Genomic DNA, 22722 nt, shown 5'->3' with positions numbered 1-22722 from the left:
CAAGAGCTAAACTACCGCAAGTATCACATTCCCCCCCGGTTTTGCCCACGCTCAACGTATTCAAGCGCAGCAACCACTTCTTCCAGTGGGTACTGCTGGTAGATGATGACCCGTAAAATTCCTTGACTAAACATTTGGAATGAATATCGAAGGAAGGCGGTTTACGTTGCAAAAATTAGCTAGAAATAGTTGAAAAACAACTCAATGATACCACTAAAGATAAAACTTGCGATGACAGCTACAAACGATATCCGTTTTAACTTAAAAACATTCTGAAAGGCTATCCACAGACAGAGTATCGCGCAAATAGTTAGAATAAATGTCCCGTACAAAGGCATCAAGCTCTCGAATAGACCTATTTGATCGAAAATTAAATCGAACAGCGCTGTAAACCCAAAAATAGCTAAGGCGAAATTTGCTTTTTGATGTTCGATAAATAAGTAATAGCCTGCGATAAACAATTCAATGCTGATTACTAAGGGGCCGAATTGGTTGTAGTATTCTCGTTCAAAATAGAGCTCAAAACCTTGAAGAAACTCTATGTTTAAAAAGAAAGCAATACTCATTGTAATGGCAATGATTAAAAGCAGTATCGATACATTTTTTTTGTTTTTCATAATATGTGTTTTGTGTTGTGATTAACGAGCCTGATGGAGTGAGTGAGTCCACTATAGTTACTCAGGTATTGAATATTCGATCAACTCCTCTACGTACAAAAAATCACCTTGGGATTGAGTAAGCTTTATAAAATTCTTTACTGCAGGTGCATAAAGCCAAACTTCCTCCTCCTCCGCATTATACCCCCTTGAATTAGTTGTTTTGCCGGTGTATTTAATGGTGTAGGCCATAAATGTACCTGCTGCCACCTTCTCTTCCTGATAGGATAATATCTCGGCATCCTGGCTTTGACTTCCTGTTGTCCCATCTTGGCTGGTCCAATTGTTCTCATATTTCCATTTTTTGCCTACTTGCAAAGGCCAAGCGTACTTGGGTGTTTTGCTTTCGTCTTTCTTCACAATATCAGTAACGGGAATGGTATCCTTTCCGATTGTCATGCCTAAAACTCCATCAGCCATGACTATTTCTCTGGTGTCTACTCCATCAGAGCGTACTTCCCCTTCCGTCGTCACGCCTTTATATTTCCAGACCCACTTTTCACCAACCTGGTAATCGGCTAGCGTTGGTTGTTGGGTGACGCCAGTATTTTTTGGACTGCTGCAAGCAGCCAATACAGACAATGCTAAGAATATTATTAATTGAAATTTCATGGAAAAATATTTTGGGTGAACCTGCTTTTTGTTAATATCCTTTTCAGCTTTTGGAAACTGTTTTACCAGATATTACTTACCAGGGCATAATTGTGTTAGAATGGTGCTGAATCAATTGTCAATTCTCGTTCTACATTAGATTTTTACTTTTCAATAGTAGATCTTCGAAGATCAAATTCCCTTTTCTGTCTTGTACGTGCTTCGAGTCTTCAAGTAATATAAAATGCTCCAGAGAAGAAAATAACTTCTCTGCTCGCTTTTTCATTTTCACGCCTGGAAACATTATATCTTTTTTGGCGGCAAGAATGGTGATAGGGATTGTTATTCTTTGCGCCTCATCTTTATTCATAACTGGAACGGGCGTAAAATCCATCTTGAAATGAAGAAATACTTTTCCCAGAAAGTTCACGGCAAATTCATCACGCTCGGTAAACAGAACGGACAAGAATTTTTCCACAAACTTCATTTTATGTGACTTCATGTAGCGCCTTATGGAAATGAATATCTTGAATAATGCACTTAGCGGATTACCGTTTACGATATAGGCCGGGGAAGCAATAAATGCCGCTTTAATGCTGTCTTGCTTGTACACAAGTGTTTTCAGAATGATTAAACCTCCGAAGGAAAACCCCGCTAATGTCACGTTGTCTATATCCAATTCAGTAATGATCTCATTCACCCATTTACCGTAGGATTCATCCTTCATACTTAATCTGACCTCCGCACTTTTATTGGGTTGTGCGAGGACGTCTACCGCAAATACCTGATACTTGGAACTAAGATTCGGATAACATTCCAGTGCTATTGGGGCACATCCGTTGGACCCATGGATCAGGATAAGCGGAGGTGACGTCGGGCTTCCCGTTCTCAGGACATGAGTTCTCCCAAAAGTTGTCTCAAGATAGATTGACTCGCAGGAGATATTCAGTTCTTCCAGCTTTTGATCGTACAAGTCAAGTATTTCCTTTTTTCCTGATGCGGATTTAAATAATGAGTCCATAATTGTAGGTTGAAGAGTTGGGTTACTTAATTAAATTTTGAGGATAAGTTGTCAGCGTATCCGTGCGGTTGCGAGTAGGAGTATGAACTACCGTCAGCACTACATTTCCCCGCTTCCGCCCGGTGTCAACGTAGCGATGAGCGGCTACTGCTTCCGGTAAAGTGTACTGCTTATCAATAATGACCCGTAGTTTTCCATCAATGATTAACTGAGAGATGTTCTCCAGGTATCCGCGAAGTTGTTGGGGTTTCAGTAGACCAGCAGCATCGAACTTGGCTTTTTTACTGGAGAAAAAACGGGTGTATAGCATATCCACCAGAAGTGGAAAATTCAGGACCGGAGACATATAAAGCCCTCCTTCCCGAAGCAGGTGCTTGCACTTTCCGTAAGAAGTGTTGCTAATCGTATCGAAGATCACGTCGTAGGTTTCTGCCATCTGGAGGAAGTCCGTTTTAGTATAGTCAATCACGTTTTGTGCGCCTAAAGACGCCACCAATTCCACGTTGCGGGTGCTGCAAACGCCGGTGACCTGGGCACCGAAGGAGCGCGCCAGCTGTACCGCTGCCGTCCCCAGGCTACCGGAAGCGCCGATGACGAGCACGGATTGACCGGCCTGGACGTCAGCCAGCGTTTTTAAGAAATGATAGGACGTAAGCGGCCCGTCACACAGCGTAGCTGCTTCCGCGTAGGAAAGTGCCATCGGAACCCAATCAATAACCCTATCTGCTGCAACGGAGACATACTCCGCGTTGGCCGCGAAGCCAAGGCCGCTTTCCCCGTAAACCCTGTCGCCGACGGCAAAGTCTTCCACTTCCGCACCGACGCTGACCACTTTACCGGCATATCCGGTACCCATAACGTCGTTGCGCGGGCGGGTGAAACCCATGAACAGTCGACTGATGGCAGGTTCTGCACGCCGCATCATGGTATCGGCGGTAGTGACCGGCGTAGCGTATACCTTGACCAAAACTTCGTTGGCTTTCGGGACCGGCCGCTTAATGGTCGTGATTTTGATGTTTTGGGGAGCCCCGTAGCGGGTGAGTACGGCGGCCTTCATCATAGCAGTTGACATGTCTTTGTGGTTTTGATTTGTTCCACAAAGCACGGCCTTTCAGGTACGCGAATCGTTCGGGTTTTTAAATCCGAACCTATTTCTTCAGTCTCTTTTTACGGTAGGCAGCGGGAGTAAGCCCCGTCGCTTTTTTGAAAAAAGTATTAAAAGAGGTCTTCGAGTTAAACCCGCTTTCGTACGCCAGCCCCAGTAGGGTCAGGTGCTTAAAAGCCGGATTGACAACCTTGGACTTGAAAGCGGATAAACGATACGTATTCACGTACTCCGCGAAGTTTTGACCAAAGCCTTCGTTTAACAACTGAGACAGGTAGTTGTGGGGGAGGTCCAGCCGACCCGCCAACTCGCGCAGGCTTAAATCAGGGCGTAAGTACGGCCTTTCCTCCTCCATTACTTGCGTCAGTCTTAGTTTATACCGGCTAATTTCCTCCGTTGATAAAAGTGCTTTTTTGTACTTGCGTTGGGTCGTTTCCGGCGGTGAAGTATTTTCCAAAACCCGTTGCCGTAACTCCTGAAAACGCGGTTCCGACCGTAGCGGCTTAAGGACAGGGCCGATCTGTGTATAGACTGCGAGGAGTAGCCGCGCTTCAATCCCCTGCGCTAACAGTTTCAAGGCTTCTTCCTTATTTCCAAGTAAGGTGTGGCATAGGGTTAATTGGTTCAAAGCCTGGTCCATCTGCGGTCCGCCCATTGCCTTTTCCAGCTGCCGTATTCCTTCCTGGGCACGATCGGGCTCGGTTAAAGCGTGAACCATGGCTTTCCCCCCAACGACCAACAGATCATCTTCGGGTAATGGCAATTGATCATAAAAGGTCCGCGCGCGTTCATAATCGCCAGACAGGAGATAGGCCAATCCCAGTTCTACGAAGGAAACGTGGTTATCCGACTTGAGCACCAAACTTTTTTCAAAGTATTGTATGGCGGGAGTGTATTGCTCTTGCAGGTAAAACAAAAAACCTTTCAGGTGGGAATTTACGGCTGAAAACGGATCGATCTGCAGGGCCGTATCAATATAGTTATGAGCTGCCTTTAGCCTCCCCTCCACTACCAGTACGGAAGCCATCATCTGGTAGTATTCCACCGTAGGCCGCTTTTCGAAAGACTGCTGCAAATGCTGGTAGGTGCCGGGAAAATCCCACGCTTGTAAAAAACTGTGGTAGGACAAATGAATCTGTACTTCCGCTAAGCTGTCATCCAATTCAATGGCCTTGTCGAGGTAAGGCTGTGCCTTAGCAAACGCTTCCTGGGCGGGCATCATCCCAAGGGTTGCCAGTAAAGTGTAGCCAAGATGAAGGCCGAGGTGAGCCAGCGGAAAGTCTGGTTGCTCGGTGACAATTTCCGTCATGATTGACATTCCTAGTTTGATCTCCAACGCACTCATCTTAACGATATGGAACCGCCCTTTCAGGTAACGTTTGTAGTGATCGACGCTGACGGAGAGCTGGGGAACCAGCTGCTCGTCGATGTCGAAGTGACCAATATGTTCCCGGAGCCGGTCGGCAACGAGGAGACTTACTTCATCCTGTACGGCGAAGATGTCGTTGATATCTCGGTCTAACGTTTCGGACCACAGGGGAATATCCTCCCGGGCATCCACCAGAGTTGCCGCTATCCGCATCCGGTTAGCCGCCACCTGGACGCTTCCTTCCAGGATATAGGCAACGTTGAGTTCCTGGCCGATCTGGGGTAGGGGGACCTGCTTGTTTTTATAGAAAAAAGAAGAGGTCCGCGAAGTCACCTTCAGGGGCTGGACCCTGGACAGGGCGTTGATGACTTCTTCGGTCATCCCGTCACTGAGGTACTCGGTTTCGGGGTTGGCGCTGCGGTTGAGGAAGGGTAAGACAGCTACGGTATGCTCACTCACTGTCTTTTTACCCCGTAATTCATGGCGTTGGGGAACAACCAAACCGGAGTTGGTGACTGCATAGACCTCCAGTGGCTGCTTGATGTTTTTCAGGCTGAAAAAGCCAAGTGTAGTCGTCGTAAGGTGTTGCTGGTTAAGTAACTCTTCGTTTAGTTTACCGGATATCAACACGCCGCCGGGTACGCCCATGCTTTCGATGCGGGCGGCAACGTTCACCCCGTCGCCGTAAATCTCCGTTCCGTCAAAAACGATGTCGCCAGTATGTAACCCGATGCGCAGGGGGATACCGTCCGCCACGTTCAATACCTGCTGAATGGCAATGGCGCAGGCAACGGCTTCTACGCCACTTTTGAAAATGCTAAGGGTACCGTCGCCAAAATATTGTAAAATGGTTCCCTGGTGGCGTTGGTGGGTTTCCTCAAAAACCTTTCGGTGTTTCGCCCGCTGCGTAACGGCCTTTTTTTCGTCGGCTTGCATGAGTGCGGTGTAGCCCACTATATCGGTGAACATCACGGCCGCCAAACGGCGCTCTGCTTTTTTTGCTGACATGGATCAGGTGGTTCTGGGTTTGGAGAATCGACAGTAAAAGTATCGGGTTTTTCGGGAGTACCAAAGTCTTCTTCCCTGCTTTTCTTCCTTCTCTTTGCACCTGCGACCGCGCCAAACCATCATTAGGGCGGGGCCGCAGGTGCAAAATATTGGAGGAAAGAGCAGTGGAAAGCACGGTCTTAATGGCCTAATCAGTCTCTTCCCAAAACCTCCCTCAAATACCCGGAAGTGTATCCTTCCCCACAGTCCGCCAACCCCTCCGGCGTTCCCTGAAAAATAATATGCCCCCCATCACGACCGCCTTCCGGGCCTAAGTCAATGACGTAGTCAGCAGACTTAATCACGTCCATATTGTGTTCCACGACCAGGACGGTATGCCCCCGTTCCACCAGCGCATTCAGCGCAGTAAGCAGGATGGCAACGTCGTGAAAGTGAAGCCCCGTAGTCGGCTCATCGAAAATAAAGAAGATGGATTCCCCTTTCTTCTCCCGGGTGAGAAAACTGGCCAGTTTAACCCGCTGGGCCTCTCCGCCGGAGAGGGTAGAAGACGATTGCCCGAGGGTAATGTACCCCAGGCCAACATCCTGCAGCGGCTGCATCTTTTTCATCAGCTTGTCTTCATCCGCGAAGAACTCAATGGCCTCATCTACGCTAAGGTCAAGGATGTCGGTGATGCTCTTTCCTTTGTACAGGACATCGCGGATCTCCCGCTTGAAGCGGGCACCGTTACATTCCTCGCAAACCAACCGGACGTCAGCCAGGAACTGCATCTCCACCGTCTGTTCGCCTTCACCTTTACAGGTGTCACACCGGCCGCCATCAACGTTGAAGCTGAAGAACCCCGGCTTATAATCGCGGATCTTAGACAACTGTTGGCTGGCCATCAGGTTACGGATGTCGTCGTAGGCCCCGACGTAGGTAACCGGGTTAGACCGGCTGGACTTCCCGATCGGACTCTGGTTCACCATCTCTACCTGGGTGATCTGCTTGAGGTCGCCGGTCAGGCCAATGTGTGGCCCCGGCGCCTGGCTGGACCCCTCGCCGAGTTCCCGCCGCAGGGCGGGGTACAGGATGCCCTTGATCAGGCTGGTCTTACCGCTGCCCGATACGCCGGAGATGACCGTTAGCGCATTCAGCGGAATCTTTGCATCCACTTTTTTCAGGTTGTGCATCCGCGCGCCTTCGATGTTGAGCCAGTTGGTCAGCCGGCGGCGTTGCTCGGGGATGGGAACAGACATCTGCCCGTTCATGTACTTCGTTGTCAGGCTTTCGGTGGCCTCGTCGTGAATGTCTTGATACGGACCGGCAAAGACGATTTCACCACCGTGAACTCCCGCAGCCGGGCCAACGTCGATCAGGTAGTCGGCGGCGGCGATGATACCCTCTTCGTGTTCCACTACCAAGACGGTATTTCCCAGATCCCGCAGGCGGCGCAGCACGGCAACCAGTCGTTCTGTATCCCGGGGATGCAGGCCCACGCTGGGTTCGTCCAGGATGTACATCGAGGCGGTCAGGTTACTGCCCAAGGTCCGGGTCAGATTGATCCGTTGGCTCTCACCGCCACTCAGGGTGTTGCTCAGTCGGTTAACCGTCAGGTAGCTCAGCCCCAGGTCCATCATACTCTGGATCCGGTTATTGATCTCGAGGAGGAGGCGCTTGGAAATTGCCGCGTCTGTTTCGTTCAGTTCCAGTTCCCCGAAGTGCTTTTGCAGCAGGTCGATGGGGAGGTCGAGCAGATCGGTGATGGCGTAGCCGCCCACTTTTACGTACTCGGCCTCGCGGCGCAGGCGGCCACCCCGGCAGGTGTTGCAGGTGGTCCGGCCGCGGTAGCGGGCGAGCATGATCCGGTTCTGAATCTTGTAGAGCTTCTTCCCCAGGTCGTCGAAGAAAGCCTGGATGCCTTTAGCGTGTTTGTTCCCCTCCCAGAGGACGCGTTTTTGTTCCCGCGTCAGGTCAGCGTAGGCCGTATGGACCGGGAAGTCAAATTTGTTGGCGGCACGCAGGAAGTCACGCTGCCATTCACCGAAGGTGCTGCCGGACCAGGCGGCTACGGCGCCTTCGTAGACGGATTTCGCCGGGTCGGGTACGACCTTGTCCTCATCAATACCCATGGTGCGGCCAAAGCCTTCGCAGGTGGGGCACGCACCGTAAGGGTTATTGTAGTTGAACAGGGCCGGGCTGGGTTCGGGGAAGACGATATCGTCCAGTTCAAAACGATTGTTCCAGGCCGTCCAGTTGTCGTTGTCGAGGTAAACTACTACTTCGCCGCCACCTTCATTGAAGGAGGTGCCGACGGAGTCGGCGATGCGTTTTTCGTTCTCCTCGTCGCCGGCTTTGATGACGAAGCGGTCGATGAGGACCATCATTTCCTCCTCGTCGGTTAACTCGGCAAGGGTCTTGGCGAGGGCGGGGCCGTTGGCTTCCAACAGATCATCGATTTGCTGTACGCGGTCCTCCGCCATGACGCGGGTGTAGCCTTTTTGCTGGAGTAATTCCAGCTCGCGGCGGAGGGTGCGATCATCGAACTGCCGGGGTAGCGGGGAGTAGAGATAAACCCGGCTTCCTTCTTCGAGGCTGGTGATGTGTTTGACGACGTCCGTGACCGAATGCTTCTTTACCTCCTCGCCGCTTACGGGGCTGTACGTTCGGCCGGCGCGGGCGTAGAGCAGCCGAAAGAAATCGTAGATCTCGGTAAGCGTGCCCACCGTAGAACGGGCGTTGGCGGTAGTAGTCTTCTGCTCAATGGAAATGGCCGGGCAAATACCGCGGATATAATCCACTTCCGGCTTTTTCATCCGCATCAGGAATTGCCGGGCGTAGCTGCTCAGGCTTTCTACGTAGCGGCGTTGGCCTTCGGCAAAGAGCGTGTCCATCGTAATACTCGACTTGCCGCTGCCACTCACGCCGGTAACGACAACGAGCTGATTTTTGGGAATCACCAGGTCCACGTTCTTCAGGTTGTTGGCGCGGGCGCCTTTGATGAAAATGGAGGTGCGGAGGTCGGAGTTGGTCATTTAGTCGAGTTGTCGGGGTATCGAGTTGTCAGGGTGTCTAGTTGCCTGGTTTTCCGGGATGTTGAGCAGGATATAATACCTTCTTTGCGGTAGCGGCTACTAGACTATAATACTACCACACTACAAGACTAACAAGGCGCGGACGCAGGTGCAAGGTAATGAATGAAGAAGCAGGGCCCGGGGTTCAGAACAGCAAGCTGTTTTTCCTTTGAATGGCAAAAATAGTTTGAAATTTTGGCTTTTACTAAAAATGATTGGGTTGGTGTCCTTCACCTCCGGGGAAGACTGGACGCGGTGCTCTATGAGCGCAGGGGGGAGTGATCTGTACTAGTGTACCGCAGGATAGAAAGTAAACGCTATGAATTTCTAGCCCTTGCGCTCATAGAGCGCTGGGTCCAAACGCTATCGTAAATAGCGGTGACCGGGTCCCTCCCCTGCTCTTTCAAGGATTTTCCCTGCACCTGCGACCCCGCCCAGGAGAGAATGAATGAATAAGAGAATGAGTGAATGGGGGAATAGCTACCGCTCATACCACTCGCGGCGCTACGCTTGCTCGCCCGGGTGAATGCCTTGGGGGCAGCGAAAGGACTTGCGGCAGCTATTAACTGCGCTGCTGCCTGCGGCTGTCTCCCATTCTATAATTCTCCCGTTCACTTTTCCCGTCCAACTAAAAGACTACTACAATTGTCTTATAATTAACCTAAAGTCGTTAACGTTAGCCAATACTCCACCCGGTTTCCCGTAAATTGGGCAATAACCATTACAACCGATTTCTAAATGAAACATACGTTTTACCTCCTGCTCTGCCTTTTCTCGCTGAGCGTAACCGCCCAGCAGACGTCTGCTACAATGACCCTCAAAGCTAAAGGGGCCGACGATGTAGGCATGACCTTTGTGGAAAAGCCATTCGACGAACTGCTGGCTCAGGCCAAAAAAGAAAATAAGGTAATCTTTATCGACGCTTACACCACCTGGTGTGGCCCTTGTAAAATGATGGCGGCCAAAGTATTTCCGCTGGAAGAAGTAGGTAAGGTCTACAACGAAAGATTCATCAACGCCAAGTTCGACATGGAAAAGGGCGAAGGTCCGGGTCTGGCCAGGCGCTACGGCGTAGCGGCTTATCCGACTTACCTCTTTGTTGATGGCAATGGCGACATTGTACACAAGGGTATCGGTTACATCCAACAGGAAGAATTCCTGGCTCTGGCCGACGCGGCTACTGGCGAAAACAGCCTCGGTGCCATGAACAAGCGCTATGAAAGCGGGGAACGCGATGCAGGCTTTATCCTTACCTACACCGAAGTACTAACCAGCTTAATGGAAGACGGCAAGGCACGTAAGCTTGCCGGAGAATACCTCGACATGCAGGAAGATTTGTCTGCACCAGGAATGATGGAGCTACTCCTCCTTAACCCCGGAGAGGCCGGAAGCAAACGCATGACTTTCTTACTTGAAAATGCCGATGACGCCATTAAAGCATCCAGTGCCGGTACCTTTATGATGACCATCCAGCGGAGTCTCGTTACCAACTACATGAAGGAAAAAGGCGCTCAACAACTCCCCGCTGCGGACGAGATGGCCCCCATCTACAAAGCGCACGGCGGTGCCATCGCTCAGCGCCTGACGGATCATTACAATATGCTCTACGCTGAGCAAACCCGGGATAACGAGGCCTACGTTCCTGCTGCGGTCAAGTACTACAATGCTTACGGTTCTGATAACGCCATGGAGCTCAACAGCGTTGCGTGGACGGTCTTCGAAACCAGCGATGATCCGGAGCAACTGAAGGCCGCCCTGGGATGGGCGAAGAAGTCTGTAGAAATGGAGCCTGGATACGCCAACATGGACACCCTGGCTTGGCTATACAGCAAGACAGGCAATAAGGAAATGGCCAAAAAGACAGCCATGGAAGCTATCGAATTAGCCAAGAAAGATGGCCAGGACTACAGTGAAACGGCTAAAATTCTCGACGAGAAGTAAGTTGGGTTACCCTAAAATATTAAGCGGGCGTACTGGTGAAAACCGGTACGCCCGCTTCGCTTTTAAGCACTGAGAACCAACCGACAGGCTACCTCCTGCCTCCTTCAGGCAATACCTGAACCTGGTTACTCCTGTTCCCATTAGCGGGATACTGAAAGCGTTGCCGACAACTAATTCCCCGATGAAGCGCCCCCTGTTTCTACTAACCATCCTTTGCCTGCTTTCAATGCTTTTTCCCGGCTGTATAGGGAAGGTAATCCCCTACGAAGAGCGGGTGGTGACGGAATACTACGACATCAAAGACTTTAGTGAAATCGTCATAAATACACCGATCAAGACAACCATCGTAGCCGGAGAATTTTATGAGGTGAGTTTATTGACCAAACGCTGGGAGCAGGATAATTACCACCTCACTAAGGTCTTTGACAACGTTCTCTCGGTACGTTTTGAGGCGGATGAACTGGAGGACCAGTTCTCCAGCGCAAAGCTAATGGTCCGGTTACCAGAGCTAAAAAATCTGATCATCAGGACGGCGGGGGAAACGGTGGTTTCTGGCCTTGCCAGTCGGGAGACTGCGGCCATCACCCTGGGCGACGGCGCCGAGTTAAAGTTGGAGGCAGGTTGGGTGGACCGGCTGCAACTTTCCGCTGGCTACAACTCCTTTGTCGACGGGTTCGGACTTAAGATCGGACAGGCAGAAGTGTATTCCGTAAGCAACCGGGATATTAGCCTAACGGTGGTGGATAAACTTAAGATAAACCTTGAAGGAACAGGGAACCTGTTGTACCGTGGCCACCCGCAAATAGAGATTGAATCAAGCGGTGGTGCCGGGCAGGTTATTGACGCAAACTAATTACCGTGCTCCCGTATACGGCACTGTTTACTTTCCCACAAGCTAAAACCTTGCGTATATTAGGAGGGATAATACCTGAATAACTAACTGATTTTAACCATGGCCAAGCAAAAAAACAAAACCCAGCCCACTGACGTCCTTCCTGCAGATTTTATCGCTGGGGTGGAAGACGAACAAAAACGTCAGGACGCCGAATGGGTGCTGAAAATGATGGAGGAGGTGACCGGCGAACCGGCGAAAATGTGGGGCCCAAGTATCATCGGATTCGGGAGCTATCGCTATGTATATCCTTCGGGGCGGGAGGGAGATTGGATGCTCACGGGCTTCAGCCCGCGAAAAACAGCTCTGAGCATTTATCTTATGAGCGGCGTGGAACGTGAAAAGGAAAGCCTGGAAAAACTCGGAAAGCACAAGCTCGGGAAAAGCTGCCTTTACCTGAAAAAACTCAGCGATGTGGATACCGACGTATTGCAGGAAATGGTAGTAAGTTCGGTGCAGAAAGTGAGGGAAGGGGATATCCGATACTAGTAGACAGAATGGTTTAACAGAAGACGAGGAAATGGAAAGGCTGGAAACCGCCGCAGGAAGTAGAGGCTAATGTCCGCGAGCGGTAGCAAGTACTCCCCTGTGGTAGCTATTCCCCTATCCTTTCATTCCGACATTCACTTCGGGAGGTGCAACCCCCGTGCGGAGAGTTCGTCCCTCTCCACAAACCAACCGGGTAAAAAAGCAACTCCTTTCACCATAACCAAATGTTGCTTTTTACCCCACAAAACCTTCTATCATGACACGCTTTTCTTTTTTCCTGCTGGCCGTTGCACTGGTCTGCTTTACTTTTTCCTGCGAGAGCAATGAACGCATTGTGGGGTCCAATAATATCACCACTGAAATTCGCGACGTATCCGGTTTTACCGGTGTGGAAATCAGCAGCGCGCTGAATGCGAACATTACGTTTGGTACTGAATTTAACGTCACCGTTCGGGCCAACGACAATGTTCAGGATCGGGTGCTCGTCCGCCGAAGCGGAGATATGCTGGAGGTTAAACTGGCCTCGGGCAACTACCGCGAAATTGATGTAACAATCGACATTACTATGCCAGCGCTGGAAGAGGTCGAGGTAAGTGGAGCTTCCAAAGTGGATGTGGTTGGCTTCGTAAACATACAAGACCTTTCCATTGATGTAAGCGGTGCTTCTAACCTGGATTTCGAATCCGCTACTACGGTTGCTGATCTTTCCGCAGCCATCAGCGGTGCGAGTACGGCCTCCCTGTTTTCGCTGACGGCGACTCAGGCGGACGTAAACATCAGCGGAGCAAGTTCACTAAGTCTTACGGCTACTGATTCGATCTCCGGGTCCGTTACCGGCGCCAGTACGCTGCGTTACCGTGGTAACCCGAGCATTACGGCTAATACCTCTGGTGCGAGCAATATTGTGAATGCTAATTAATATTTGGGATTGCACTCCCAGATGAATTTTACCTGCTCCCGTTACAGCTGCTGTAACGGGAGCAGTGTTTTTATAAAGGAAGTTGAGCTGTTCGGTTGATTGATTTTAATAGCGTGGATTGTCTCTGGGCCCAAAGCCGTCAGACAAACTTCTGTCCGGCTTCGCCAGGCCAAAAGAATTTGTCGGACGGCCGAACCGCCCCGTCCGACGGATTCTTTCCCGTTCGCGACGGAGGAGCGAAAAAGGGAAAGTCCGTCTGTCGGGGCGTGGTAAGAACCCAACTCTCCTTTACCTCCCCCTTGCACCCGCGGCCCCGCCACCTCTTCCCTCCCGCTTCCGCCAAAAGTTAATTTATCCAGCAAGGTGCAACCCTGCTTATTCTTTACCGTCTATACTAACACATTAGTATTTACACCCCTTTAGAATGAGACTGATCATAACCACGCTGCTGCTGCAGCTCTTCTTATTTACCGGACTGACGGCCCAAACCTCAGCACCGGAATACACTACCCAACGTATTGAAGGCGAGGCGCCCGTAATAGACGGGAAACTCGACGAGGCCGCCTGGAATCAGGTAGAGTGGGGCACTGATTTTTACCAGCGCCAGCCCAGCGACGCTGATCCGGTTACCCAGGAAACTGCCTTCAAAATTTTGTACGATGACCGCTTCATCTACGTAGCCTGGCGTGCTTTCGATACCGATCCGGAAAAAATTGAGGCTCGCCTCGGTCGCCGGGATGACTTCCCCGGAGACTGGGTCGAAATAAATTTCGACAGCTTCAATGATAAGCGGACCGGTTTCTCTTTCTCCGCCTCCGCCAGCGGCGTGCGAGGGGATGAATTTATCAGCAACGATGGTAACGACTGGGACAGCAGCTGGAACCCCTACTGGTTCTTCAAGGCCCAGACGGACGACCAGGGATATACCGCCGAAGCACGGATTCCTTTCTCTCAACTCCGATTTGGCAAAGCAGAAAGCCAGACCTGGGGCCTGCAGGTAAACCGCCGGTTATTCCGGGAACAGGAGATGAGCTCCTGGGCCCCCGTCAAGCAGAACCAACCCGGTTGGGTCAGCCGCTTCGGCACGCTGAAAGGGCTGGAGGGGATCAAACCTCGCAAGCCGTTGGAAATTCAGCCTTACGTGCTCGGCCAAGTCCGCACCGGTGGTGATTTTCCTGATAATGACCCCTTCAACCGTAAGACGGATGAGCGCTTGAGCGCCGGCCTGGATGGCCGGATCGGCCTTACCAATGACGTGGTGGTAGACTTCACGATCAACCCGGATTTCGGCCAGGTAGAGGCTGACCCCGGAGCGATCAACCTCGACGGTTTCCAGATATTTTTCAGGGAGCAACGTCCCTTCTTCGTGGAGGGTCGAAACATCTTTGACTACCGCATTACCCAGGCAGAGGCCGGTGGCGGGTACAACGGTGATCTGTTGTTCTACAGTCGCCGGATTGGCGGCGCTCCCAGCCGCTTCGTTGGAGAGGATACGGGCGTTGGGCGATTCGTCCAGCAGCCAGAAAATACTACTATTCTCGGTGCTGCCAAGGTAAGTGGCAAGACCCGATCTGGATTATCTCTCGGCCTGTTGTCAAGCTTCACCGAGCGCGAATTCGCCACGGTGATTGATAACGACGGGGAAACCAAACAACAGGTAGAACCCTTCACTTCTTACAACGTTGGCCGGGTACAGCAGGATTTTAACGATGGGCAAAGCACCATCGGCGTGATGCTCACCAGCGTGAACCGCGACCTGCAAACGCCGGAATTGGAGTTCCTGCACAATAGTGCTTACTCCAGCGGGATCGACCTGGTACACCGGTGGAAAGACCGGGCCTGGCAACTGCGGACAAATATGGTCTGGAGCCAGGTGCGTGGTACCGAAGAAGCGATCACCCGAACCCAAACGGCCTTCGAGCACAACTTCCAACGGCCCGATGCCGACCACCTGAGTGTGGACACCTCCGCGACCCGCCTGAGTGGCACGGGCGGTACCGTTGCCATTGGTGAATTTGACGGAGATTGGGTCTTTGAATCGGGAGTGACCTTCCGCAGCCCTGGGTTGGAACTGAACGACATCGGCTTTCTGAACAATACTGAACAGGTCAACTTCTTTGCCTGGGGGGCACGCCGCTGGCGGAACCCGACGAAAAAATTCAACCGCTTTCAGTGGAACCACAACATCTACTCTGGGTGGGATTGGAGCGGAGCGGCGCTTAACCGCAGCTACAATACCAACGTCTGGGGGCAGTTCAAGAACTTCTCCAATTTCCGCTTTTTCGTGAACCTCGAACAGCAGGACATCAGCCGGAATGCACTGCGGGGAGGGCCACTATTCCGTCGGTCACCCGGCTACGCGCTGGGCGGCGGTATTGGCACCGATCAGCGTAAGAAGCTAACCAGCTACCTGTATTTCAACGGGGGGCAAGGTTATGATGGTAACGTGATGGGCGGCTCCGTAGGATTGGAAGTACGCTATCAACCCACCGACGCCCTTTCGCTGTACATCGAGCCAAGTTTCAATCCCTCTACCCGCCGCGACCAGTACATCACTACCCAAACGGACGACGGCCGTACGGGCTACGTCCATGGCCAAATCAAGCAGCAAGTGTTCAGCCTGACGATGCGGGCAACCTACAGCATTACCCCTGATTTTACCATCCAGTACTACGCCCAGCCCTTCGTAGCTCGTGGCATCTACGATGAGTTCAAGATTGTGGATGACCCCTTAGCGAAGAACTTCGATAACCGGTTTGCTATTTTCCCCGAAGCGGCGGTCAGCTTCAACAGTGAAACGGGTAATTACCAGGTTGATGACGATGATGACCGGGCGATTGACTGGGAGTTCAGCGATCCGGATTTCAACTTCCTGCAGTTCCGTTCCAATTTTGTCGTTCGGTGGGAGTACCGCCCGAGTTCCACCGTCTTCCTCGTCTGGTCACAGGGTACCGCTGGTGGAACCGATCCCTCCAAAAGCGTCTTCTCCGCCATTACCGAGGACTTGTTTGCCAACGATTTGCGGAATACGTTTTTGATCAAAGGGACTTACCGGCTTGTGCGCTAAGCGCGCGCCGGCTTTAGACGCAAGGGAGCGCAGCGATTTTTCGTCTAAAAAAGCCTCCGGCTTTTTATTTCCACTTAATGTTACACCCCGCACTAGGATACTGCTTCTCCGGGCTTGGCTCCCCCGCCAGCATGGCGTCAATGGCTGAACGAAGGTCGGCGCCGTCGGGTGCAAGGCCGGAATTGGGCCGATTGGCGTCGAGGCGGCCACGGTAGTAGAGCTTTTGATCGGCGTCGAAGAGGTAAATGTCTGGGGTGCAGGCCGCGTCGTAGGCGCGGGCAACGGACTGGTCTTCGTCGTAGAGATAGGGGAAGTTGAATAGGTTGTTCATCGCGAAAGCTTCCATGTTGTCCGGGCTGTCGAGTGGGTATTTGGCCACATCGTTGGAGCTGATGGCTACGGTGCCAATGCCCAGATCTTCGTAAGTCATCGCTACTTCCACAAGTTCCTCGATGGTGTAGATAACGTAGGGGCAGTGATTACAAATGAAATAGACAAGGGTGCCTTTTGTGCCCTTTACGTCGTTAAAATTCAATTTTACCGGCGAAACGGTGTCTTGCAGGTTAAAGTCTGGGGCAACGGTGCCGATGGGGAGCATGGTAGATTCTACGAGGGCCATATTGGTCTATTGGTATTGTGGTCTATTGGACTATTGAAGGTTTAGTAGGAATACAACCAGGTAGGGGGAGAAGGTTCATAATCGGGCTGTTTTTTGGGCGGGGCCGCAGGTGCAAAAACCAGGTTTTTCAAAGCGCAATACGTAAAGCATGGTCCGACGGGTTAACTTTAGCCGCGCTGGCCCTGACTTTGATCAGACCAGCAGACCACATTACCAATAGACTAAAATACTAATCCGTGACTTTCCTCTGTATCTCCTGCTATTTTAAAGGCTCTCCTTTCCTCCGCGCTGCTAAAGAAGCCGGCAATACAATCTTCTTCATCACGGTGAAAAAACTGGAGCATGCCGATTGGCCCCGGGAAGCCATCGATGAATTTTTCTTCATTGACTCAGAGAGTAACGCCCCCGCAGACCTGGCCAATCTGGCCAAGGGCGTTTCCTGGTTGATGCGCAGTAAGCAGGTTGACCGCATCGTTGCCCTGGACGATTTTGACGTGGAGAAGGCGGCCTACCTGCGGGAAGAGTTTCGCCTTCCGGGAATGGGGCAAACCACGGCGCGTTACTTCCGTGATAAACTGGCGATGCGCGTGCAGGCCCGGGATCAGGGCGTTCCCGTGCCGAAATTCAGTGATTTGTTCAACGATGTTCGGCTCACGGAATTCGCCAACACCATCGAGTACCCCTGCCTGATCAAACCAAGAGGAGAAGCAAGTGCTACGGGTATCAAGAAAGTACATTCTGCTGCGGAACTATGGCAGCACGTACACAGCCTGGGCGAAAAACGGGACCAGTACCTCGTGGAGCAATTTCGCCCCGGGGATGTGTACCACGTCGACGCGATCAGCGTCGATGGAGAGATTGTTTTTTGTCAGTCCTCCCGTTACCTGGACACGCCCTTTGAGGTCGCCCACGGCGGTGGCATCTTCCGCTCCGTCAGCGTCCCGTACCACCATCCCGATGCGGAAACCCTGCGCAGACTGACCGGAGAAGTAATGGACGCCTTCCACATGCAGTTCTCCGCCAGCCACACCGAATTCATCAAAATGCCCGACGGCAGCTTCGTCTTCCTCGAAACCGCCAGCCGGGTGGGCGGTGCCCACCTCGCCGAAATGGTCGAGGCCGCCACCGGCATCTCCCTGTGGGCCGAGTGGGCCCGTCTGGAAACAGCCAAAGCCTATGGCAAAGAATACCACTTGCCCGAGCGTCGCTTCGACCAGTCCGGCATCATCGTTTCCCTCTCCCGCTACGCGAAGCCTGATATGACGCCCTTTAACGATCCCGAGGTCGTTTGGAAGATGGACAAAAAACAGCACGTCGGCGTCATTGTCGCCTCTGACTCAACCGACCGGATTCTCGAAATATTGGATAAGTACGCAAGCATCATTGCCAATGATTACCATATGAGTATGCCGGCGCCGCCTAAGAGTACTAATTAGCCGCCGTCCCGGTTTGCAGCATTTGCAGCACAGCACCGGCCAATGGGTTTTTCAAATTAAAGTTGAGCTATCCGGCTGACGGCCGAAGGCAGACGCGACCGGCGAAGCCAGCCCCGAAGGGCACCGCACCCGGAGCTACACGTGTAGCCTCGGCTTCAGCCGAGTTGCTCTCCTGAATACTTGCTGCTATCATCTCTCTGAGAAGAATTGAGCAGTGCTTGAGCTATTCACCTGGCGATGAAGGCAATCTTTACCCTCTAACCATCTTTTGCACCTGCGTCCCCGCCAAAAAACTATCCTTCCGCCAGCGCCAGAACCAGTTTGTCTACGTCGGCCTTAGTACAGTAAATCGCCAGGGACAGCCGCACCCCGTTGATCCCATGCCCCGACATCGGCCGGCAATCAATCCCGTGATCGTCACGAAGTGCATCTCTTACGTCCCCTACCTGTTTGCCGACGACCTCCACCGTTTGAATACCCCCGGAAAGATCATCCGCCCGTGGGGTCTTGACCACGAAACGTTCGTCCCCCTCCAGTAAGCCAAGCAGGTAATGCTTCAGCTCAAAAATCCGCTGCTCGATTCGTTCCTGGCCAATGAGACTCCGGAAATCGAGGGCGGCCCCCAGCCCCAATAATTCAGGCAGGTTGCGGGTGTTGTAGTTTTCCAGCCGTCGGATGGTCTTGTTTTCCCAACCCCGGCAGACGATGAGCGGCTTAAGTAAGGACTGGCTTTCCTCCCGGGCGTAGAATACGCCCATCCCCTTGGGGGAGAACAACCATTTGTGACTGCTCGAAGTGAAGAAGTCGCAGCCCAGATCGTCAAGATTAATTCGGAACATCCCCATAGATTGAGCACCGTCTACCGCTACAAGTACCCCATGCTCGTGGGCCATAGCGGAGATTTCCTTTACCGGGAGCATCATCCCGTTGGTATTGGTCACGTGGACGATGGAAATGACCTTAGTGTTTGGTGTGATGGCCTGGCGGAATAAGCTTACTATTTCCTCTTTGCTTGCTGGCAACAGCGGCAGGGGTACGTCCTTCAGCACCACGCCTTTGCTTTCCTGCCAGTACTTCCACGGTACCCGGGCGCTGGTGTGTTCGTGGCTACTGAGGAGGACTTCATCGCCGGCTGCCAAATTCATACTGGAAGCAATGAGGTTCATCCCCTCGGTCGTATTGTGGATCAGGGCGATCGTCTCCGGAGAAACGCTGAACATGTTGGCGACCTTTTCCCGGACAGCCTCCTTTTCCTCGTCCCAACCGCCCCACATGTATTTAGACGGAAAACCATCGAGCGTTTGCCGGAAGGTATTGGTGGCCTGCACCACGTGGTCCGGGCAGGCACCTAAAGAACCGTTGTTGAAGTAGGTGAGGCCCGGGGCAAAGGTGAATTGTTCTTTGACGAGCTCCCAGTAGGCTTCGTCGTTGGCCGAAGTTCCCAGCTGGTTGAATACATTGATTTGCCGGCCGGAAAGTGCCTGCAGCGTGTTGGGGGCCAGCAGCGCGGCACCAGCGGAGGTGAGTATGGATTGACGGAGCCAGTTGCGACGGGTTAGCATGGAAGGGATTGAATAATGGAATGGACGACTGCTGAAGGCGGCAGCGAAGCTAAATATATCGAATAACTGACGGAGAGAATAATCGAATAGCTGCCGCAAGTACCTTTCGCTGCCCTTTCGCTGCTCAACCCGGGCGAGCAAGCGCAGTGTAAGCACTGGAGGAACCACTAAGGCTAAGGTATTAAGAGCTTCATTAAGAAGAATATGGGCATTTAGTAAAGACGAGACTAGTGGAAGCGAGAACGGACTGGTGGCAGCCAACCAACAACCATCAATCAATAATTCAATAAGTGTTGCTGCAAAGCTGTATTCACATCGTTCGTGTGCGCTTTTATGGCCAAAATTTAGCCGTACGAGCGAAGCGGGCTGAGGCCGCGGTAGCACTACCAACTACTTACTACCCATTATGTACTAATAAGCGCCGCGAGTGGAAACAGCGGTAGCTGTTCTCTTATTCAATCATTCACCCGTTCACTTATTCTCTTTTAACCAAACATTCACACCCCAGCCATTGCTCATCCCCTTCAGGTTGCCGAACTTGCGGGCATGCCCCGCCCGATATTGTTAACCCTGGTTTTTAGTCTGTGCGCCATTTGGCTTGCCTTCCAGGCTTGTAGTCCGGACGTCTATCCGGGACGTTATCAGGTGGCGCTGACGGATAGTATCCGCAGCACCACCGTGAACCGGGGGCAGGTGTACTGGGTAATCAGGGATACGGCAGCGTGGGAAACAACCTTACGCCGTGCAGATACCATCCTGATGGCGCATGACCGGATGAACCTAAGGGTGGGTAGTGATAAATACGTGCTGCGGCTGACCGAAGATGGCTGGAGAAGCAGCGATCCACACGAAGGATGGGAGCGACGGTTTGACACACTCGGTGACGAAGTAAACGTCATTCGTCTGCTGAACAACAACCGGGTTACCGCAGAGATCAACGCGGCGGATGTCGTTCTGGACGGTGATTCGTTACGCATTGGCCTCATCCACATTACCGATCGGGCGTTCACCTGGCAGACGTTTGACCTCAATGAGCCGGATTACCTGATACTGACGACTTACGGAAATGAGGTGGTGCCCATCGCGATGGACCAGGATAACATCGGCCCCATTTCCCGCCAAACAGTTTTCAGGGTAGGCCGGCATGCCTACGTTTTACGTTCGGTAGCAGAAGATTACCGGGAAATTGAGATTGAGCGCCTGGAGAATGCCCGGGGTATCGGTTATTCCGCCGAACTGGACATTTATTACAAGCAGGTGGAGGTGGAGGACATGAACGGGCAACCGACCACCATCAAGCGAACGCCGGGGCGCGATCTCGCACTCTATTTTTGGGGGCTGGGGCCGACGGGCGGCAAGGACGTGATCAAACTCGATAGCCTTTACCGGGCAATGCCGGTGGCCGAACGCGCGAGGATGGAAATCGTCCTGATCAACAGCCTCAATGACCCGGAATCGATACGTGCATTCATGCGCGCAAATGATATTAGTTTTGCGTCTTACAAGACGACGTCCAAGACCTGTTTGCGGCTCAATTGCCATCCCTACGTTCCCTATTACGTCGATATCAATGAGTGGGGGCGGATCGTAACTTACTACGGCTGGCCGAATTGGCTGGAGGAGCGTATGGGGGCGGGGCCGCAGGTGCAAGGGAAGTAGGAAGAAGCAAAGGGTAACGCCGCCTTTTAACCCACGTAGTTGGTCGAAATCGCGATGTAAGCCCACCCCCCCGATCGGGCAACCTGATTTTTAACCAATCGTTCACACGCCAGGCATTGCCTAACCCCGCTGGGCTGACGATCTTGCGAAATGCAGAACCCCCGTTCCATATTTTATTTTTTCGCCTTATTGGTCGCATTTTCTTGTGGTGTGACTTCCTGCGCCTCCGACTTTTTTGCCGATGGCCGCACCCGCGTTATTCCCTTGACCGACGCTATTCGCAACATCTCCGGTGGCTATTATCAGGAATACTGGGAGCTGGAGGATACGGCGAAGTGGGAGGCCGTTTATGCAAAAATGGATACATTAGTAACCGGTAAAAACGGGGAATTACCGGGTGATAAGATCAAGTTTCGCAGCGAACGCATCTGGTACGAAGTAAAACACGTTAACGGCGGCCTGCGCTCCCGACAGCATTATCCCGGCTGGGTTCGCCGTATGGACTCCATCTCCCGGGACCTCAACATTATGCTAATAGATAACTACCGCCGCGTGCGCGTCAATATTCCGGCAGCAGACGTAGTACTGGGCGGTGACTCCCTGCGGATCGCCCTTATCCATACCGAGGGGCCTGCCTTTGACTGGGACTTTTTCGAGTACAAACCAGTGCCTGACCGCCTGCTGCTCACGACCTACGGAAATGATACGCTGCCCATCATGACTGATATGGCCTGCGTCGGGGAGATCAGCCGGCAGACCGTTTTTCGGGTCGGTAAGCAGTATTACGCCATCAATTTCATCGCAGACGATTATGGCAGCCTTGAAATCGAGCTGCTGGAGGATGCACGGGGCCTGCCCCTGACCGCAGAGATAGACCTGAGTTATAAGGCCGTTCCCGTAGAAGACCTCGATGGTAACGCTACCACGATCAAGCGAACACCGGGGCGAGAACTGATCTTATACTTTTGGGGTGGCTTCGATGGGGAGAAACAACTCCGTGGCCTGGACAGCCTGTATCAAGCCTTGCCTGCAGCAAGCCGGGAAGAGATTGATGTCGCCGTTATTTCCCGCTTTAGAGGGGTAGAGAACTTGAAGGCCATCGCTGAGAGGCTTGGCTTTCAATTGCCCCTATATCGGGCGGCGGATAAGACCTGTCTGCGCCTTAACTGCAGTACTTATCTTCCGTATTTTGTCACAGTAAATGCCCGGGGGCGGGTCACCAGCTTTCATGATTGGGTAGGGGCGCTGGAAAAACGACTGATTGAGATGGGGGAGTAACGGTCCGTCAAGTGAGTTTCAACCGCTATTCCCTTGCTACGTTCCTCTTTTTCCCTG

At 52.3% G+C, this 22722-nt stretch carries 16 protein-coding genes and 1 pseudogene; 8 read left to right on the top strand and 9 right to left on the bottom strand.

Annotated elements, in window-relative coordinates; all coding sequences use genetic code 11:
- Positions 1-23: 23 nt before the first annotated feature.
- From B036_RS33000 to uvrA, 7 genes and pseudogenes are all read right to left on the bottom strand, one after another.
- A pseudogene (locus tag B036_RS33000) lies at positions 24-140 on the bottom strand (zinc-binding dehydrogenase); the annotation flags it as partial.
- Positions 141-179: 39 nt separating this feature from the next.
- Positions 180-617 carry a hypothetical protein gene (locus B036_RS0118255; protein WP_020570176.1) on the bottom strand — a complete coding sequence of 146 codons (438 nt, stop codon included), beginning with the start codon at positions 615-617 and terminating at the stop codon, positions 180-182.
- A 57-nt stretch (positions 618-674) separates the two neighbouring features.
- Positions 675-1268, bottom strand: coding sequence for a hypothetical protein (locus tag B036_RS0118250; RefSeq protein ID WP_020570175.1), 594 nt, complete (start codon positions 1266-1268; stop codon positions 675-677).
- Positions 1269-1398: 130 nt separating this feature from the next.
- A complete protein-coding gene (locus B036_RS0118245; protein ID WP_020570174.1) occupies positions 1399-2268 on the bottom strand; it encodes an alpha/beta fold hydrolase in 870 nt (289 codons plus the stop codon).
- Between the two features lie 22 nt (positions 2269-2290).
- Positions 2291-3340: an NAD(P)-dependent alcohol dehydrogenase gene (locus tag B036_RS29960; protein ID WP_020570173.1), complete on the bottom strand. Its 1050-nt coding sequence runs from the start codon at positions 3338-3340 to the stop codon at positions 2291-2293.
- 76 nt (positions 3341-3416) lie between these two features.
- On the bottom strand, positions 3417-5750 hold the full coding sequence (locus tag B036_RS0118235) for a helix-turn-helix domain-containing protein (protein WP_020570172.1): 2334 nt from the start codon (positions 5748-5750) through the stop codon (positions 3417-3419).
- A 191-nt stretch (positions 5751-5941) separates the two neighbouring features.
- Entirely contained in the window at positions 5942-8764 is a 2823-nt protein-coding gene (gene uvrA, locus B036_RS0118230; RefSeq protein WP_020570171.1) for an excinuclease ABC subunit UvrA, read from the bottom strand.
- A 777-nt stretch (positions 8765-9541) separates the two neighbouring features.
- On the opposite strand from uvrA, the gene B036_RS0118225 reads away from it, so the two are divergent.
- The 5 genes from B036_RS0118225 (at position 9542) to B036_RS0118205 (ending at position 16111) form a co-directional block, all read left to right on the top strand.
- Positions 9542-10744: a thioredoxin family protein gene (locus B036_RS0118225; protein ID WP_020570170.1), complete on the top strand. Its 1203-nt coding sequence runs from the start codon at positions 9542-9544 to the stop codon at positions 10742-10744.
- A 181-nt stretch (positions 10745-10925) separates the two neighbouring features.
- Positions 10926-11597, top strand: coding sequence for a GIN domain-containing protein (locus tag B036_RS0118220; protein WP_026232102.1), 672 nt, complete (start codon positions 10926-10928; stop codon positions 11595-11597).
- Between the two features lie 99 nt (positions 11598-11696).
- The gene (locus B036_RS0118215; RefSeq protein ID WP_020570168.1) at positions 11697-12125 is read left to right on the top strand and encodes a DUF1801 domain-containing protein; all 429 of its coding nucleotides are present in this window, start codon (positions 11697-11699) and stop codon (positions 12123-12125) included.
- Positions 12126-12381: 256 nt separating this feature from the next.
- A complete protein-coding gene (locus tag B036_RS0118210; protein ID WP_020570167.1) occupies positions 12382-13044 on the top strand; it encodes a GIN domain-containing protein in 663 nt (220 codons plus the stop codon).
- Positions 13045-13468: 424 nt separating this feature from the next.
- Positions 13469-16111: a DUF5916 domain-containing protein gene (locus B036_RS0118205; RefSeq protein ID WP_020570166.1), complete on the top strand. Its 2643-nt coding sequence runs from the start codon at positions 13469-13471 to the stop codon at positions 16109-16111.
- 64 nt (positions 16112-16175) lie between these two features.
- Here B036_RS0118205 and B036_RS0118200 read toward each other — a convergent pair whose 3' ends face one another.
- Entirely contained in the window at positions 16176-16730 is a 555-nt protein-coding gene (locus tag B036_RS0118200; RefSeq protein WP_020570165.1) for a thioredoxin family protein, read from the bottom strand.
- 236 nt (positions 16731-16966) lie between these two features.
- Here B036_RS0118200 and B036_RS0118195 point away from each other — a divergent pair, with 236 nt between their 5' ends.
- Positions 16967-18166: an ATP-grasp domain-containing protein gene (locus B036_RS0118195; protein WP_020570164.1), complete on the top strand. Its 1200-nt coding sequence runs from the start codon at positions 16967-16969 to the stop codon at positions 18164-18166.
- Positions 18167-18459: 293 nt separating this feature from the next.
- On the opposite strand, the gene B036_RS0118190 is transcribed toward B036_RS0118195, so the two are convergent.
- The gene (locus tag B036_RS0118190) at positions 18460-19728 is read right to left on the bottom strand and encodes an aminotransferase class V-fold PLP-dependent enzyme (RefSeq protein WP_020570163.1); all 1269 of its coding nucleotides are present in this window, start codon (positions 19726-19728) and stop codon (positions 18460-18462) included.
- Between the two features lie 546 nt (positions 19729-20274).
- On the opposite strand from B036_RS0118190, the gene B036_RS0118185 reads away from it, so the two are divergent.
- Entirely contained in the window at positions 20275-21387 is a 1113-nt protein-coding gene (locus B036_RS0118185) for a hypothetical protein (RefSeq protein WP_020570162.1), read from the top strand.
- 150 nt (positions 21388-21537) lie between these two features.
- Entirely contained in the window at positions 21538-22665 is a 1128-nt protein-coding gene (locus B036_RS0118180) for a TlpA family protein disulfide reductase (protein ID WP_020570161.1), read from the top strand.
- The last annotated feature ends 57 nt before the right edge of the window (positions 22666-22722 follow it).

Origin of the sequence: Neolewinella persica DSM 23188 (assembly GCF_000373105.1) — a bacterium.
Taxonomy (GTDB): Bacteria; Bacteroidota; Bacteroidia; order Chitinophagales; family Saprospiraceae; genus Neolewinella; species Neolewinella persica.
Note: the sequence above shows the minus strand (reverse complement) of the source record. Positions and strands in the feature narration are given on the sequence as shown.

Coding starts and splice junctions, on each gene's coding strand:
- B036_RS0118255 (WP_020570176.1), bottom strand. CDS start 617: ATGAAAAACAAAAAAAATGTATCGATACTGCTTTTAATCATTGCCATT.
- B036_RS0118250 (WP_020570175.1), bottom strand. CDS start 1,268: ATGAAATTTCAATTAATAATATTCTTAGCATTGTCTGTATTGGCTGCT.
- B036_RS0118245 (WP_020570174.1), bottom strand. CDS start 2,268: ATGGACTCATTATTTAAATCCGCATCAGGAAAAAAGGAAATACTTGAC.
- B036_RS29960 (WP_020570173.1), bottom strand. CDS start 3,340: ATGTCAACTGCTATGATGAAGGCCGCCGTACTCACCCGCTACGGGGCT.
- B036_RS0118235 (WP_020570172.1), bottom strand. CDS start 5,750: ATGTCAGCAAAAAAAGCAGAGCGCCGTTTGGCGGCCGTGATGTTCACC.
- uvrA (WP_020570171.1), bottom strand. CDS start 8,764: ATGACCAACTCCGACCTCCGCACCTCCATTTTCATCAAAGGCGCCCGC.
- B036_RS0118225 (WP_020570170.1), top strand. CDS start 9,542: ATGAAACATACGTTTTACCTCCTGCTCTGCCTTTTCTCGCTGAGCGTA.
- B036_RS0118220 (WP_026232102.1), top strand. CDS start 10,926: ATGAAGCGCCCCCTGTTTCTACTAACCATCCTTTGCCTGCTTTCAATG.
- B036_RS0118215 (WP_020570168.1), top strand. CDS start 11,697: ATGGCCAAGCAAAAAAACAAAACCCAGCCCACTGACGTCCTTCCTGCA.
- B036_RS0118210 (WP_020570167.1), top strand. CDS start 12,382: ATGACACGCTTTTCTTTTTTCCTGCTGGCCGTTGCACTGGTCTGCTTT.
- B036_RS0118205 (WP_020570166.1), top strand. CDS start 13,469: ATGAGACTGATCATAACCACGCTGCTGCTGCAGCTCTTCTTATTTACC.
- B036_RS0118200 (WP_020570165.1), bottom strand. CDS start 16,730: ATGGCCCTCGTAGAATCTACCATGCTCCCCATCGGCACCGTTGCCCCA.
- B036_RS0118190 (WP_020570163.1), bottom strand. CDS start 19,728: ATGCTAACCCGTCGCAACTGGCTCCGTCAATCCATACTCACCTCCGCT.
- B036_RS0118185 (WP_020570162.1), top strand. CDS start 20,275: ATGCCCCGCCCGATATTGTTAACCCTGGTTTTTAGTCTGTGCGCCATT.
- B036_RS0118180 (WP_020570161.1), top strand. CDS start 21,538: ATGCAGAACCCCCGTTCCATATTTTATTTTTTCGCCTTATTGGTCGCA.